Source organism: Saccharopolyspora pogona (assembly GCF_014697215.1).
Lineage (GTDB): Bacteria > Actinomycetota > Actinomycetes > Mycobacteriales > Pseudonocardiaceae > Saccharopolyspora > Saccharopolyspora hattusasensis.
The window spans coordinates 3,219,434-3,234,087 of the sequence record NZ_CP031142.1; the positions used below are offsets into that span (position 1 = coordinate 3,219,434).

General features: G+C 67.4%; 11 protein-coding genes. 4 read left to right on the forward strand and 7 right to left on the reverse strand.

Annotation, left to right across the window (positions count from 1 at the left end):
* Nucleotides 1-5 precede the first annotated feature (5 nt).
* From DL519_RS14750 to DL519_RS14775, 6 genes are all read right to left on the reverse strand, one after another.
* On the reverse strand, nucleotides 6-1,604 hold the full coding sequence (locus DL519_RS14750) for a SagB family peptide dehydrogenase (RefSeq protein ID WP_190815574.1): 1,599 nt from the start codon (nucleotides 1,602-1,604) through the stop codon (nucleotides 6-8).
* A gap of 19 nt (nucleotides 1,605-1,623) precedes the next feature.
* Nucleotides 1,624-3,636 carry a TOMM precursor leader peptide-binding protein gene (locus DL519_RS14755; protein WP_190815576.1) on the reverse strand — a complete coding sequence of 671 codons (2,013 nt, stop codon included), beginning with the start codon at nucleotides 3,634-3,636 and terminating at the stop codon, nucleotides 1,624-1,626.
* 1 nt (nucleotide 3,637) lies between these two features.
* Nucleotides 3,638-5,719, reverse strand: coding sequence for a TOMM precursor leader peptide-binding protein (locus DL519_RS14760; RefSeq protein ID WP_190815578.1), 2,082 nt, complete (start codon nucleotides 5,717-5,719; stop codon nucleotides 3,638-3,640).
* 1,017 nt (nucleotides 5,720-6,736) lie between these two features.
* Nucleotides 6,737-7,530, reverse strand: a protein-coding gene (locus tag DL519_RS14765) for an IS5 family transposase (protein WP_223840279.1) whose coding sequence is annotated in 2 segments (ribosomal slippage) — nucleotides 6,737-7,194 and nucleotides 7,194-7,530 — 795 coding nt in all. Because the reading frame shifts where the segments join, the coding sequence is not laid out codon by codon here.
* Nucleotides 7,531-7,657: 127 nt separating this feature from the next.
* Entirely contained in the window at nucleotides 7,658-8,716 is a 1,059-nt protein-coding gene (locus tag DL519_RS14770; protein WP_190815580.1) for an alpha/beta fold hydrolase, read from the reverse strand.
* A gap of 72 nt (nucleotides 8,717-8,788) precedes the next feature.
* Nucleotides 8,789-9,886: a thiopeptide maturation pyridine synthase gene (locus DL519_RS14775; protein ID WP_190815582.1), complete on the reverse strand. Its 1,098-nt coding sequence runs from the start codon at nucleotides 9,884-9,886 to the stop codon at nucleotides 8,789-8,791.
* On the opposite strand from DL519_RS14775, the gene DL519_RS14780 reads away from it, so the two are divergent.
* From DL519_RS14780 to DL519_RS14790, 3 genes are all read left to right on the forward strand, one after another.
* A complete protein-coding gene (locus DL519_RS14780) occupies nucleotides 9,885-10,040 on the forward strand; it encodes a hypothetical protein (RefSeq protein WP_190815584.1) in 156 nt (51 codons plus the stop codon). The two genes, DL519_RS14775 and DL519_RS14780, sit on opposite strands and share 2 nt — an antisense overlap.
* 101 nt (nucleotides 10,041-10,141) lie before the next feature.
* Entirely contained in the window at nucleotides 10,142-11,350 is a 1,209-nt protein-coding gene (locus tag DL519_RS14785; protein WP_190815586.1) for a macrolide family glycosyltransferase, read from the forward strand.
* A 56-nt stretch (nucleotides 11,351-11,406) separates the two neighbouring features.
* On the forward strand, nucleotides 11,407-12,180 hold the full coding sequence (locus tag DL519_RS14790; RefSeq protein ID WP_190815587.1) for an FkbM family methyltransferase: 774 nt from the start codon (nucleotides 11,407-11,409) through the stop codon (nucleotides 12,178-12,180).
* Nucleotides 12,181-12,496: 316 nt separating this feature from the next.
* On the opposite strand, the gene DL519_RS14795 is transcribed toward DL519_RS14790, so the two are convergent.
* On the reverse strand, nucleotides 12,497-12,736 hold the full coding sequence (locus tag DL519_RS14795; RefSeq protein ID WP_223838993.1) for a hypothetical protein: 240 nt from the start codon (nucleotides 12,734-12,736) through the stop codon (nucleotides 12,497-12,499).
* A 536-nt stretch (nucleotides 12,737-13,272) separates the two neighbouring features.
* Between DL519_RS14795 and DL519_RS14800 the strand changes: the two genes are divergently transcribed.
* A complete protein-coding gene (locus DL519_RS14800; protein ID WP_397545051.1) occupies nucleotides 13,273-14,493 on the forward strand; it encodes an IS701 family transposase in 1,221 nt (406 codons plus the stop codon).
* Nucleotides 14,494-14,654 lie beyond the last annotated feature (161 nt).

Below are 14,654 nucleotides of genomic sequence, written 5' to 3' on the forward strand. Positions count from 1 at the left end.
CCACGTCAGAAGATGACCGGCAGTCCGTGCTGGACTCCCGGTCGGTTGTGCGCGACGGCGATCTGGAAGAAGGGCGTCAGCTTCGCCCCGTCCAGCTCGACGATGGCCTCGACGCTGGCCGAGTCGTATCCGTTGTGGACCCGGGCCGAGACGCCGTGGGCGGCGCTGAGCACGCACAGCCGCTGGGCGACGAGACCGGCCTCCAGGTTGATCAAGCGGTAGGCCCGGTTGCCGAAGACGCGGCTGGTCTCGGCGTAGTCCGCAGCGAGGTACAGGGCCATGTTGGACGCGCACAGGTTGAGGTTGGGCACTGGGAGGGCGCCCTGCAGCGGGCGGGAGAAATCGCCCTCCGACACCACGTGCAGTCCGCCGTGCTCTCGGCAGAACCGGTAGATGCCGGGCGGCAGCCCCGCCACGTCGAACACCGCGACGTGCAGGCTAACCCCGGGCGCTGCCACGCCGGGCCGCAGATCGCACGTGTACGGCTCCGTCGCATACCGGACGATCTCCCAGAAATCGGCGAGCGGAAGCGTTCGCGCGACCGGGTTGAACAGCACGTTGCCCGAGTTGCGGGCGCGCAACGCAGCGCCGAGGCCCAGCGGCTCTTCCCGGGCCGGCGGTGCCGGCAGCACCGAGGACACCTCGTGCGGGCAACGCGACGCGGCCGGGAGTTCTCGGGCAAAGTCAACTCCGTCGTCGAGCAGGCAGTTCTCAGCGATCGAGGTGAACAACTCGTCGTGCGCGTGCGACGGGCCCTCCGGCCGCACGTAGGTGTGCCGCATCGGCGGGAGCTGCTCCAGGCCCGCACGTCCGCCCGCAACCCTGGCCACGCCCTCGAGGGGCGACCCTCCGGCGGGACGCAGCGGCAGCGCGGCGAAGAGGTGTTCCTCGCCGGGTTCGAGACCCAGCAGGCGGCCCGCCGGGCGATCCGGGAACTGGTAGTGCACGTCACCCCACAGCCCCAGCGCACCGGCGACCATCAGCAGGTTGCCCACGACCATCCCTGCCTCTTGCGCGCACAACCGATAGGAGTAGCCGCGGTATTTGAAGGCGTTCTTCCAGAACAGCGACGACAGCAGCACCACGCTGCCGGCCTCGTCGAGGTCGGCCCCCAGCAGCTCGCCCAGCTCCGCCAGGAACTCCCCCTCGCGGATCAACGCCACGGCGTGGTGCAGGGTGTCGTAGTGGTACATGCCCGCCGGGAAGTCACCGGAGCGGGGCAGCCACAGGTACAGCTCCGTGGGGAAGTAGCAGCGGGCGGATGGAACCATCCGGTGATGCGGCCAGACGGCACCCGGCCCCACGTCCCACCGGGAGAAGCCGTACCCGTAGTAGAGCAAGGTCGACAGGACCCGCTCCGGGGAGGTCTCCTCGCGATTCGGCGCGCCGGCTCCCGCGAAGTCGGCGAACGTGCTGCGCACGTCGCCCAGGTCCCATGACAGCCGACCGGGCAACGGGTAGCGCCGCACACCTCGGTAGACCTTGAACGGCAGCGGGTCCGCGCCGATTGGCTCCTCGTTGAGCACCTGCGCGAAGAGGTCTTCGGCCTCGTGAACGGTCCGTTGCAGGTACCGATCGCCGATGGTCAGGTCCCAGTTGCCCATGTCACCTCCAGTCCTGGCCTCACGGGAAGGGATGCGGATGCGGGTTGATATCGGCGTCGGTCAGCGGCCTGTCGTAGTACCCGAGCTGGTGGGGAATCCGGTACAACCGCTGGAAACCCCGCTCCCTGCGGCGCTGGTGTCCGAAGGTCATCGGCAGCAAGCCCGGGATGATCACCTTGACGCAGTTGAAACTTCCGGCGCGGTGCTCCGGTGTGGTCTGGTCGACGACGACGACGTCGAGCCCGCCACGCAAGTACTGCCCGGCCGTTTCCTCCAGATCCACGCGCAGGTCCGTGTTCTTCGGCTTCTGGTAGTAGTCCTTGAACGCCTCGGCGAAGGTCTGCCGCGTCGGTGAGGAGAGCAGGAAGTCGAAGCGGTCGAAGACCTCCGGCGCACCGTTGAGCGCTGCGTGGTCCTCCATCGACATCACCGCGTAGGGATCGGCCAGCATCTCCTCGACCCGCGGTCTGTTCTGCCGGTGGAACTCGGCAGGTCTGCTGACCAGCGGCCCCAACTCCATCAGTGCATTTGTCAGGGCCTTCGCCGGGTTGAGGTTCGAACCCGAAGCGCACAGGACCTTGGGCATGTCCGGCATCCCCTGCCGATCCACTGCCATGACCCAGAAGCAGGGGATGCCCTGTTCCAGCGTGATGTTGAAGACCTCGATCGAGTACCCGGAGAAGCTTTCGATGCTCTCGATGACCAGCGGTACGGCCGGGTCCGGGGCGGAACGCGGATCGATGCGGGGCGCGGGTAACCGGGCGTACCAGGTCATCAGGAAGGCGTCGCGCTCAGCCACCTCGAGGATGCCGTGCAGGATCGCCTCCTCGAGGCACCCGCCGAGCGCGCAGCCGTTCGAGATCTCGTAGACGAACGGGTGCTCCCTCGTGTCCCGGTAGACCGTCCCGTAGTAGGCGTATTTCTCCGGTACCAGGATCGGCCGCTTGCGGGCGAAAGAGTAGCCCCAGACCCAGTTGCAGACGAGGTCGTGGTGGTAGCGCGGGTACGGGAAGCCCGGCAGCTGGTGGAGTTCGTCGGAGTGCAGCCCGAGCGTCGTCGGGTCCAGCGCGTCGTCGCCGAGCTCCCGGTAGCTGTCCCGCACCACGGTCCGCTTTCCACCGGGTTCGATCCCGCCGTAGCGTTCAATGCCCTCGGCGATCGCGGTGAGCTGGCTCGCGGCGAAATTCACTTGGTGGCCGTAGCCGACTTCGGTGCGTGTCGTGGCCCTTAGGCCCATCGGAGCGCTGGCGCTGGGGAAGACGCTGCGCCCTTCCTTGTACACGGCGCGCAACAGTCCGGCTTCGCGATCGACGTAGATCCGGTGCAGCTTGTCCCGCTCCCCCGCCAGCGACCGAACGCGGTAGGTGTCGGGGGACACCTTCGGCTGCGGGTGGAGCTCGATGCCGGCCGTCGCCGCGGAGTCATCGGGCAACCGACCGCAGCGCTCGCACAACGGATCGGGCAGCCAGCGGTGCATGCTGGTGCGCAACTCGTCCAGGGAAAGCCGGATCATCGCTCGCCGAGTGGTCATGGTGGTGCGGTCCGCGCCGAACCGGTCGATCTCGCCTGCGATCAGGCTGCTGAGCAGGTCCACGGCGAAGCTCGTCAGCCACAGCACGCCCATTCGCGCGATGAGCGCCGGATGAGCCGCGAGCGCCTTGCCGTAGTCGCCGAGGTCGTTGCGCGCCCGCAGGCGGCGCTCGTCGACGCAGACCAGGCAGCCGTCAGCATCCCCGGGTGACACGCACGGGCCGACAAGAGCTGCGCCGGGCGTGAGGTATGCGGGCAGCAGCGGCACGTCGTTTGTGAGGCCCCAGTCGTTCCACTCCCGCTGCCACTGCCGGTCCCAGCCGTCCTGCACCAGCAGCAGCACATCCACTTTGGACCGCGCGGCGTCCCGGTCGTTCTTCCCCACCACCAGCGGCCGGTGGTGTCGGGAGAGCACGCGCCGCACCTCGTCGTAGAGCCTGCCCTCCCCGGTGATCCCGACTCGGACTGCTCCGCCGATCCCCTTGCGAACGTCTTCGGACACTCTAGTTCTCTTCTCCGCGCACGACGTTGACGATGTAGGGCAGCACCAGGTTCATCACGGGATCGTGATCGAGCGGCACGATGACCGGCCGGTGGCCGGCATCCCGCAATCGGCTCAGCAGCAGTGCCCGGATCTCCGGCCACTGCCGTGGAGCAGGTTCGCCGACCGCCGTGCTCCGCTGGGTGCGCTCGGGTCCGCGCAGCTCCTTCGGCAGTTGCGGAAGGGGTTCCGGCATGGCGTTGCCGGGCCACTTCTCCGCGTGCGCTTGGTGGTGGCGTAGCGTCTGCTCGAGGATTTCTTCGAACAGCTGCGCCTCGTCGAATCCGGACGCGCAGCCAACCGTGTCCATTCCCATGCAGGACACCAACGTCGGCACCGCGAGCGTGCCGGTTATGTCGTAGACCTCGACGTCGATGCCGAGGATCTCCAGCATCGTCAGGTAGCGCTGCGCGATCGCGGTTTGCGGGAGTGCGTTCTGGTCCACCCGGGGGAAGGGGTCACGGGCGTGCTCCAGTTCTGCGGCGGTCAGCTGGTTGGTCAGCGCGAGCAGCCCGCGACCAACCGCCTCGGACCAGGTAAAACCGGATGCCAGGCCGGGTGCGTCCGCAGCCGTGGGCACCGCTGCTCGAAGTCCGGGGAACGCATTGGCGGCGACCACCGAGACGGCGGCGCCCGACGCCAGGTCCAGCCCCCAGGTGCGCGCATCACCCGCGCCGGAACCTCGCAACCTGCGGCAGTCGACGACGCTGGCAGCATAGAGCTCGCAGGCCCGGCGAGTGGCGCGCTCGCGGGCCTCGGTGAAATCGGTGGCCACCGCGACGGCCGCGGCCGCCTCCTGGTCGAAGTCAGGGCGCAGCAGCGCGTTGGAGAACTCCGCCCTGGACACCTTCAGCGGGAGTTGCCCGAAGTCGCCTTCGTCGAGGCGGCCGAGCAGGCCGGTGTCCTCTTCGAAGCATTCGGCAGCGGCCCGCGAGAAGTCCTCGCCGGAGAGCTCCGGCCCCTCAGCGAGGCCGTTGACGACCGCCAGGAAGTCCTGCTCGGTGGGTGGTGCGGAAGTACCGTGCGCGGTGCAGAGCGGGTGCGGGGACACCGGGTGGTCGGCGCTCTGCAGAGTTTCCAGATCCAGACCCACCACGGCACCTGCCGTCTCGACCGGGCCGGCTTCCGTGATGTGCTTGAACACCTCGAAGGCGAGGTGGTTGGCCACGATCGCCGCGGTCGGCCCGGCCAGGAACTCGCTGGGAACGGCATCGGGACGGTCCGCGAAGGGCTCACCGGCTACGGGGTTCCTGCCCAGCACGCGCAGCCAGGAGCATTCCCAGCACGCGTCGACGCCGACCGGGTTGACGAGCGGGCCGATCCAGGCGCCTCCCCCGACCACGACGGCCTGGATGAACAGCACTCCCCGGTCGACGCAGACCTGGTTCAGCAGCCGGGCGCGGCCGAGCATCGGCTTGTCCGACACGTGGATGACCACGTCGAAGGATTCGACTGCCTTCCGCACCGCCTCCGGCGAGTCGTCCAGCGCCACGTCCACCACCTCGACCAGCGACTGCCGCGGGTCGCGGTCGCGGGCTCGTCCGACGTACTCCTCGATGCGCGACCGGTCGGTCGCGGCTTCGTCGGTGATCACCAGCCGCACATCACGCACCCCGGCGTGCAAGCAGGCCTGGGCGAGTGCCGCCGCCGTCTGGCCTGCGCCGATCAGCAACACCTTGCGCTCGCGGAACCGCTGGAAGCGGTACGCGGCCGAATCGCGGTAATAATCGACGAACGCGATCTCCGACTCGTAGGCGGCGAGTTCCCGTTCGTCCAGCCCGTGTTCGCGGTCATCCCCGACGTCCTTGACGAATCCCTTCTCCACCAGACCGCTGATCAGCGCGGTGACCATTCGGCGGCGATCCCCGGAAAGGCCGGCGGTGATCTCGTCGAGCGTGTGCGCACCGGTCAGGAACGGAGCCAGTTTGTCGACCCACTGGTAGATGTGCTTGCCCTCCAGCGTCAGGGTTCCGTGATTGCTCACGAAGTAGATCCCCTCGGCCGACGGAAGGTAGAGCGTGTCGTTCTTGAGCTTCGGCTTCACTTGCTCCATCCAAAGGATCACGCGGTCGACGAAAGTAGGTGGACGCGCGACGAGGCACGGGGTTCCGGGTAACAAGCGCCGGCGAAACACGTCCCGGAACCCCGCTCCCGTCTAGGCGGTTGACGAGCAGAACTCGCCTAAGCGACGGAGTTCAGCATGCCGAACTCCGCGACTTCCGCGCGTGGAGTCAACTCATCCGCAGGGGCAGCAACAGCAGCTGCAGGTGCAGCAGCAGCACCCCGCGGACGACCCGACCTCGGTCATCCCGTGGCCCATGCCCAGGGACTGCAGGTCGCGGTCGGCGTCAGCGCCGAAGCTGAGGCTCTCCACCTCGAGGCTCTCGAGATCGAGCTTGAGATCTTCCATATCGGTCCCCAAATCGCTCTCATCGGATAATTGAATTGTCAACGTGGTACCCAGGATCCCGACGCCGACAGCGCCATTTTTAGCACGCGAGCGCCGATCACGAGTTAATTTCGCCGACATTTCGAGGTCTCATCGGACTCCGCGCAGCGCCGCGACTGACCGTCGTGAAACATCACTAGTCCACTTGCCAGACGCACCCTTTACTTACGTTTTCGGCCGAATGGAGCAGCAGCGGGGTGACTCCTCGCTTCTGAAACGAGCCATCAGCCGAAATCGACGAAGCGGCGCGTCCCAAGCTGAGAAACATCTGAGAAAATCCGGTGCGGTGAACGCGGGCGGACAACCGAATCGCCGGGCGGCGCGTTGCCCGAACAGTTTCGCTGACCGGCAGCGCCGCCGGACAACAGTGCGCGGAGGCGAAATCATGGGGAGCCGACAAGCTTCGCGGGGGGGAAAGCGGGGCTCAGAGCCTGTCGGCGAATGCCGTCCGCGCCTTTGGAAGCGGCGCAGCCGCTTGCAGCCACCTTGCCAAGACGACCATCGGCGGGTTCTGAGAGGTTTTCTGGCGAGGACGGCCCCTCCGCCGCGTATTGGACATACAGCAAGGGGCACCCGCAGTCCAGGGAACCTCTCAGGTTCCGCTAAGAGTTCCTAACAAAGGATCTTGATGTGTCGGTAGCAGATGATGCAGGTAGCCAGGCCGAGAAACGCCTCGTGGATGTCGTCGCGGCGTTCCCAGCGGATGCGCAGACGTCGCATGCCGTGGTACCAGGCGATTGTGCGCTCGACGACCCACCTGATCACGCCGAGTCCGGAGCCGTGGCCGGTTCCACGTTCGGCGATCTGCGGGTCGATTCCCTTGGCGCGCAACTTGTCCCGGTGTTTATCAGAGTCGTAGGCGCGGTCGGCGTACAGCGCATCGGGTCGGCGGCGGGGGCGCCCGCGCTTGCCTCGCACGGGCGGGATCGCCTCGACCAGTGGGAGGAGCTGGGTGACGTCATTGACGTTGCCGCCGGTCAGGCTGAATGCCGTCGGAATGCCGCCGCCCTCGGTGATCACGTGGTGCTTGGAGCCCGGCCGGGCACGGTCGACCGGGCTCGGGCCGCTTTTGGGCCGCGCCGCGCCGCCCGCACATGCGAGCTGTCGATCACCGCCCGAGACCAGTCCAGCATCCCGGCCGCGTTCAGCTCGGCCAAAAGCGCCTCGTGCAGCCGCTGCCACACCCCGGCCTCGTTCCATTCCGCCAGGCGCCGCCAGCAGGTCATTCCGGATCCAAACCCCAGCTCCTGGGGCAGAAACTCCCACTGGATCCCGGTATGCAGCACGAACAGGATTCCCTGCAAGACCAGCCGGTCCGGCAGCCGCTTGCGGCCCAGCTTGGGCAGCGCGTTCTCCCAACGCGGCAACACCGGCTCGATTCGCTCCCACAGCTCGTCGGGGACGATCCATGGCGGTTGCTCACCTTTCCTCACCTGTTCATGATCTACGATCAAGGAACCTATGGCACGTCAAGTGATCATTTTGTTAGGAACTCTAAGCGACCACCCACCCAGACCATTCACCAACAGGCTCTCAGGACGTTCCGGCCCGCGCGATGAAGTCGAGGACCTGGGGCCAACTGTCCCAGCTGGCGTCCTCATCGGACTCCGGAGTCCCGCCCATCAACAGTCGGTCGAAACCGGCGCGACGCTGCCGGAGCGCGGCGCCGGGGACGCCGAGCCGATGTCCGGCGCCGGGATAGCGCAGATGCTCGTGCGGAAAGCGGTGGCCGTGCGCGACCAACCTCTCGACGATCCGCTCGGCGAACAGCTCCGACGGCCAGAGCTGGTCCTGCCCGCCGCTGAGCACCAGCACGGGGCCGTTGATCCGCTCCACCTCGATAGTCGCGTCGACCACCGCGTCCCACTGTGCCATGGCGCGTTCAAACGCCGGGCGGAAGGCCACCGGCTCCCCGGTCAGGAAACCCCGGAACTGCGCCGCGTCGGCCGCGGTGGGCGGCGGCATGGCGACGAACGGGACAGGGACGCCACCTCGGCTCCACGACGAACGCGGCGCCCCCAGCATGGCGCGCGGGTCCGACGGAACTGCCTGCCACACCACACTGCTCGGCACGTAGGCAACGACTCCCTTGATCCGCTCCGGATAGGCGGCGGCGAGCAGCAGCGCCAGCTCGCCGCCTCGCGAGCGACCAACCACGGTGAGCCGCCCGGGGTCGGCTTCCGGCCGCTGGGCGAGCCAGTCCAGCGCGCCGGCGAAGTACTCCAGCGGGATCTCGACGAGGTCCCGCGGTAGCGACCCGACCCCGAAGAAAGCCACCGCCAACGCGGCGACGCCTTCCTGCGCCAAGCGCATTGCCGCGCACTCCGGTATCGCACCCTCCGAACCGCCGACCACGAGCACGGCCGGATGTGGGCCGGGCGAACCGGGACTGCACAGCACACCGACCAGGTCCGGGCGGAAGACCGGCACGGACACGACGTCACCGTTGTCCACGAACGGCAAGCCTAGCCCAGCCAGCGAATGCCGAACGCCGATCTCGCGAGGTTTCCGGACTGGTCCGCGCAGGTGGCCTCGCAGCGGCTCCCGCAGGAGTTGTCGCCGCCTGGCTCCGGGATCCACGACAGCATGCATGCCCGATGCACCACGCCGGGCCGGTTATCCCCGCCCCACCCATGCCGGCACGGGCTGGGCACCCACCGAGGCTCACGACGCCACGAAATCGTGGGCCGATATGCCGTAGTGGTCCTCCACCGTGTTGGCGACGAGGTGGCACAGGACGAACCGCTCGACCGGTCGGACACCGATCCGGTTGAGGTGGAGGTACAAGTAGTTCAGCGCGAAACGGAAAGCGAGGAAGTCGGGGTCCCGCTGCAAACGGGCCATCCGCCCGCCTTCGCCCTGCAGCAGGCTGTGGAACGTGCTGTGGGCCAGCATCTGCGGATCCCAGCTCTGCTGCGCATACCCCTGCTCCGCCGCGACGAACGACACCTCGCCGGAGGCGATCAACGGTCGCACCCGCGACCGGTAGCGGCCGAGCACCGCAACCCATTCGCGGACCAACGGCACCTCGCCATCGCCGTCGAGTCCGTCGAGTCCGTCGAGGACGGCGACCAGCCGCCGCCGCAAGCCGGCTTTTTGGGCGCGGTACTTCTCCTCGCAGAACGCGCGGCGCCGCTGCGGGTCCCCGGCTCGCGCGATGAAACCTTCGGCGTGCGAGCGAAAGGAGATGAATCCGCGATTGATGCCGGGCCACATCGCATGTGCGGTGGCCACCATGAGGTCGAATGCGGTGGTGAGCCGGCTCCTGCCCGAACGAACGTCGTCGAGCGCGGCGAAGGCCTGGGCGTTGGTCTCGTGGTAGAAGCCCTCGAGCAGCTCCGCGGCCACCGCACTGCCGAGCACCGGGATGCGCCGGTCGTAGGGGGCCAGCTGCACGGAGTTGTCCGGGTGGAAGGGCACGAACGGCCCTGGCTGCTGCTCCTGTTCAGCCACCGCGCGGTGGACTGCGAGCAGCTCCTCCTCGTCGATCTCGGCGGTCGACGGATTCTCGGTGAGGTACCGGGCGACCGTCCGCTCGGTCTCGGGGTGGATCACGTTCGTGAAGTCGCCCTCGGACGCGAGGTAACTCAGGCGCAGGTGCGGGCCGCGCAACCAGTGACGGGTGTAGAACATCCGCTCGGCGAACGGAGCGAGCCGGCCGAACAACGGCCGGACACAGTTCAAGATCAGGTCGTCCTTGTTCTCCTCGTAGAAGTAGACCTGGACCCCGTGCCACTCCGCGGTTCCCACGTGCTCCGACATGCGCTCTCTCCCGCTTCCGATCACCGTGGTGTTGACCGCATTGAACCAAGCGGGCTCCGTCGCGTCCAAGCTCTTTCCGCCGTTGGCGGACCGCTGGCGGGTTTTCGCCGTGGACTTCGCGCAATGGCGACAAGACCAGGTCCTCGCCGCGTAGGATCGGTGCAGCCACCGGCTGACGCGGACATCCAGCCGGCACTGGGATCGACAACGCGCGAGGCGGGTAGGTGTAACGCGCACGGCGCATCTGGGAGGACGATGACCAAGCACTTCGCCTTCGTCTCACTGGCCGCGCACGGCCACGTCAACCCGACGCTGCCGTTGGTGGAGGAACTGGTCGAACGCGGTCACCGCGTCACGTACGCGACCGGTGCGGAGCAGGCGGCCGCAGTCGCGCGCGCGGGCGCCGACGTGGTGGAAATGCCGTGGGGTGTGGAGCTGAGCGGCATGGCGGGCCGCAACTACACCATGGACAACCTGATCGCGATGATGGCCGACGGCGCCGCGGAACTGACCACGACCTTCGCAGACCTGCTGGAGCCATTCCGGGCCGACCGCCCCGATTGCGTGTGCTTCGACGTCATGGGATTGGCCGGTCGTGCGTTGGCGGCGAAGCTCGGCGTGCCAGGATGCGGGCTGGCACCGAACATGGTCGGCAACGAGCAGTTCTCGCTGCAGTCGATCATGTGGCCCACCGACTTCAACCCGGCGGATCCCCGGCTGTTCGAGGTCGGTCGCACGCTAACCAGGTTCAGCACCGAACACGGCATCCATCCCGACACCCTCCGACCAACCGATGCGCGTGCCCCGCTGAATCTGGTTTTCCTCCCACGACGCTTCCAGATCGCCGGGGACACGTTCGGCCCCGAGTTCTATTTCCTCGGACCGGCGCTGCCCAGACGGGCGCGGCCCGGGGCATGGGAACCACCCGAGGACTCACCGGTGTTGCTCATCGCCCTGGGCACGGTCTTCAACGACCGCCCCGATCTACTCGGCGTCTGCGCCGATGCCTTCGCCGGCAGCCGCTGGCACGTCGTCATGGCCACCGGTCGCGCGCAGCCGGACGCGGTTCCCGCCAACTTCGAGGTCCACCAACACGTTCCGCAACTCGAGGTGCTCCGACACGCCTCTGCGTTCGTGTCCCACACCGGTATGGGGTCCACCATGGAGTCGCTCCTGCACGGTGTGCCGCTGGTGTCGCTGCCGCAGACCCCCGAGCAGGCGCTCAACGGCAGGAGGGCGGCGGAGCTGGGGCTGGGCCGGACCGTGGACACCGAGTCCGTGACCGTGGAGGAGCTGCGCACGGCCGTCGACGAAGTAACCGCGGACCCCACCATCCAGGCGAACCTGGCGCAATGGCGAGCGGAATTGCGCCGCACCAACGCAGCGAAGGCCGGCGCCGAAACCCTCGAGAACTTCCTGTCCCGGCAGACACCCCGCGCCGGGAGCGCCTCGCCGGCCACATGACGCCAGCGAGGGCAGTCGCCGCAGGACACCGAACGCCAAACGTCAGTGGGGATGCCATGACCAGATTGCACCTCGTCGCAGTCGCCGAGGATCTCGAATGCTACACCCCGGCAACCGGAAACCCGGTGCTCTCCGAGGCGGAGCTGATCTACGACGAGATCTTCGGCCGCAACAGCTACCTGCGTGCATTGGAACCAATCGAACCGACAGGGCTGATCGTCGACGCGGGAGCCAACATCGGTCTGTTCACCTTGTTCGTCAAGCAGCGCTTCCCGCGGGTCTCCGTAATCGCCATCGAGCCCATGCCGCAAACGGTGGCGGCGTTGCGCGCGAACATCCGCCTGCACGGCCTCACCGACGTCACCGTCCACGCGGAAGGGCTGGCCGACCGGGCCGGCACGGCCCAGTTCTACTTCTTCCCCGCGATGCCGGGCAACTCCACGGCGTACCTGGACGTGAAGCTCAAGGACAGGGAGACGATCGCCACCTACGCCACTCGGGCGGTAGCGGAACAGGTGTACCGCTACGAGGCTGTGTCCGTGCCGGTGCGACCTCTCTCGCAGATCCTGCGCGAATCGGCGGCCCGGCACGACGACATCGAGCTCCTGAAGATCGATATCGAGGGCGGCGAGGCGGCAGCCCTCGACGGCATCGCGGACGACGACTGGCCGCGCATCAAGCGGGTGGTGATGGAGGTGCACGAGAGCGAGCATGCCCTCGGTTCCGTGTTGGACAAGCTGCGCAGCAAGGGATTCGAGACGCACGCCCAGCCGCCTGATCGTTGCGCCAGAGGAATCGACAACCGAATCGTGCTCGCAGTACGGGCATGACCGGCTCACCGCCTGAAGGCGGGCGATTCTTCGTCCCTTATCTCCGGGCGTGGTGGGGATTCCTGGCTCAGGCAGCCTCCCGAGGCAGCGCCTCGGGAGGTCTTCCGCCCTCAACAACAACCGGGTACAACCCAGACCGGACCAGCTTCCGGTTGCCGGCAGCCCCGGGCACGGATTGCCCTTGGCAAGCCGGACCGGCTGATCTCAGGGCAGCACCGCGCGCTGTGCTCCACACGGGATTCCTTCACCAACCCTGGAAACCGCAACGAAACGGGGGCGCGTCCACAACGGACTCGCCCCCGCACCACGCACCGGATCAGTATCTCGGCTGCACCCACAGCTGGTACCGGCCGTGGTTGTGCAAGTCCTGGCAGTACCAGCCGACCCAGCGGTGCTGCTTTAAGCCCGCGTTGCCCGCCTTGGTGCAGGAGTAGTGAGACGAGTAGACCCCGCCCGGGACGAACGTGGCTGCGGACGCCGCACCCTGGGTGGCGGCGATACCACCGGCGAGCCCCAGCGTTAGCAGGGCGGCCGCAGCCAGCTTTCGCATCGTCATAATCGCGCTCCATTCGCATCGAGACAGAGGCGACGCCGAAAAACGGAGAGATTCGACGCCGTGCCGAAAACCTATGCAGCGACATCAGTCGTGACCAGGGTCATCCGAGGCGATAGGGCAGGCGCGGCCGTGAATGTTGCCTAAAGGTGCAAGCCGACTTCCTGAGTGTGGGCATGCCATTACAGCCCGCACACGTTGAATGCGCGGCCGCTATCACGGCGCGATCCGCTACGAACGGGGTGTGGAGCACCTCTACTGGGATCTCGGGTCTTGCGCGGGCGGCACCTCACTCTTCCTCGCGCGAGCCGGGGCGGTCCCACATCCCACGAGCCTCCGGGCAGGGCCTCCATGACTGCCCAGGACATCCGAGATTGCACGCAGCTCGGGAAACGACGACGTGACGTCCCTGCCCGAGCGGCTGACGCCTTCACCAGCGGGTTGGGCGCTGTTTCCTAGTAGGGCTTTGTTAGTTGTTGATCAGGGTGTGCGATGATCTTGGTGTGCTGGCTGCAGAACTTGATCGGGTCCGGGACCGCATGGAGGACTTCGCTGGGGAGTTGTTAACGTCTTTTGCGCGTCGCGAGCAGCGGCTCAACGGTGGGCTGTATCTGCGGGGGTTGATGCTGGACGGACGGCGGAAGTCGATGCAGCCGATGGCCGAGCGTGTGGGTGTTGATCATCAGCGGTTGCAGCAGTTCATCACCTCCTCGACGTGGGATTACGCGGCGGTGCGGCGACGGTTGGCCAAGCGAGCGGTCGATGTGGTGGCACCGGATGCGTGGGTGCTGGATGACACCTGGCATGAAAAAGACGGGGATGCCTCGCCGGGGGTAGCCCGGCAGTACACCGGCACCGCGGGCAAGGTCACCAACTGCCAGATCGCGGTGAGCGTGCACGCGGTCACCGATGCCTGCTCGGCGGCGTTGAACTGGCGGCTGTTTCTGCCGGAATCCTGGGACGACGACTGCGCGACCGGCGCCGAGGCCGAACGCATCGCCCTCCGGCGGGCGCGGTGCGCGATCCCGGCCGGGGAGGGGCATCGCCCGAAATGGCGACAGGCGCTGGAGATGATCGACGAACTCGCCGCGTGGGGCCATACCCCGCCGGTGGTGGCCGGCGACGCGGGTTACGGGGACAACGCGGGCTTCCGGTGCGAACTGGCCGATCGTGGCCTGTCGTATGTGATGGCCGTGAAAGCCTCGACCACCGCCCACCCAGCGGATGCCGTGCCGGTGACCGCCGCGTATAGCGGGCGCGGACGCCGACCCGTGCCCCGCTACCCGCACCCGCCGTCGACGCTGCGTGAGCTGGCACTGGCCGCGGGGCGCGGCAGTCTGCGGCGGGTGACCTGGCGTGAGGGCAGCAAGAAAACCGGCGGCAACCCCACCGCGAAGATGCGCTCCCGTTTCCTGGCGCTGCGCATCCGGCCCGCCAACCGCGACATCCCCAAAGACACTGGCGGCAACCTGCCGGAATGCTGGCTGGTGGCCGAATGGCCACCGCATCAGCCCGCGCCCACCGACTACTGGATCTCCAACCTGCCCGAGCACACCCCGCTGAAGACCCTGGTGCGTCTGGCCAAGATCCGCTGGCGCATCGAACACGACTACCGCGAACTCAAAACCGGCCTGGGACTCACCCACTTCGAAGGCCGCTCCTTCACCGGCTGGCACCGCCACGTCACCCTCGTGACCGCCGCGCACCTCTTCCTCACCGAACTCAGGTTGACAAGCCCAAAAGCACCTGGGGCGGCCTGACCCTCTACACCATCCTCAAAGGACTCCAGGTACTGCTGGCCACCTGAACAGGCCGATGCCCCACCTGCCACCAGAAACCATGACGATCTAACAAAGCCCCACTAGGTTATCGGTCGTTGTTGGTCGTTGCGCCGCCTGATCGTTGCGCCAGAGGAATCGAC

Bases quoted from the DNA above. Each gene is read 5' to 3' on its own strand.
- DL519_RS14780 (WP_190815584.1), top strand. From the start codon at position 9,885: ATGCGCTCTCTCCCGCTTCCGATCACCGTGGTGTTGACCGCATTGAAC.
- DL519_RS14800 (WP_397545051.1), top strand. From the start codon at position 13,273: ATGGAGGACTTCGCTGGGGAGTTGTTAACGTCTTTTGCGCGTCGCGAG.
- DL519_RS14785 (WP_190815586.1), top strand. From the start codon at position 10,142: ATGACCAAGCACTTCGCCTTCGTCTCACTGGCCGCGCACGGCCACGTC.
- DL519_RS14750 (WP_190815574.1), bottom strand. From the start codon at position 1,604: ATGGGCAACTGGGACCTGACCATCGGCGATCGGTACCTGCAACGGACC.
- DL519_RS14775 (WP_190815582.1), bottom strand. From the start codon at position 9,886: ATGTCGGAGCACGTGGGAACCGCGGAGTGGCACGGGGTCCAGGTCTAC.
- DL519_RS14790 (WP_190815587.1), top strand. From the start codon at position 11,407: ATGACCAGATTGCACCTCGTCGCAGTCGCCGAGGATCTCGAATGCTAC.
- DL519_RS14795 (WP_223838993.1), bottom strand. From the start codon at position 12,736: ATGACGATGCGAAAGCTGGCTGCGGCCGCCCTGCTAACGCTGGGGCTC.
- DL519_RS14770 (WP_190815580.1), bottom strand. From the start codon at position 8,716: ATGCATGCTGTCGTGGATCCCGGAGCCAGGCGGCGACAACTCCTGCGG.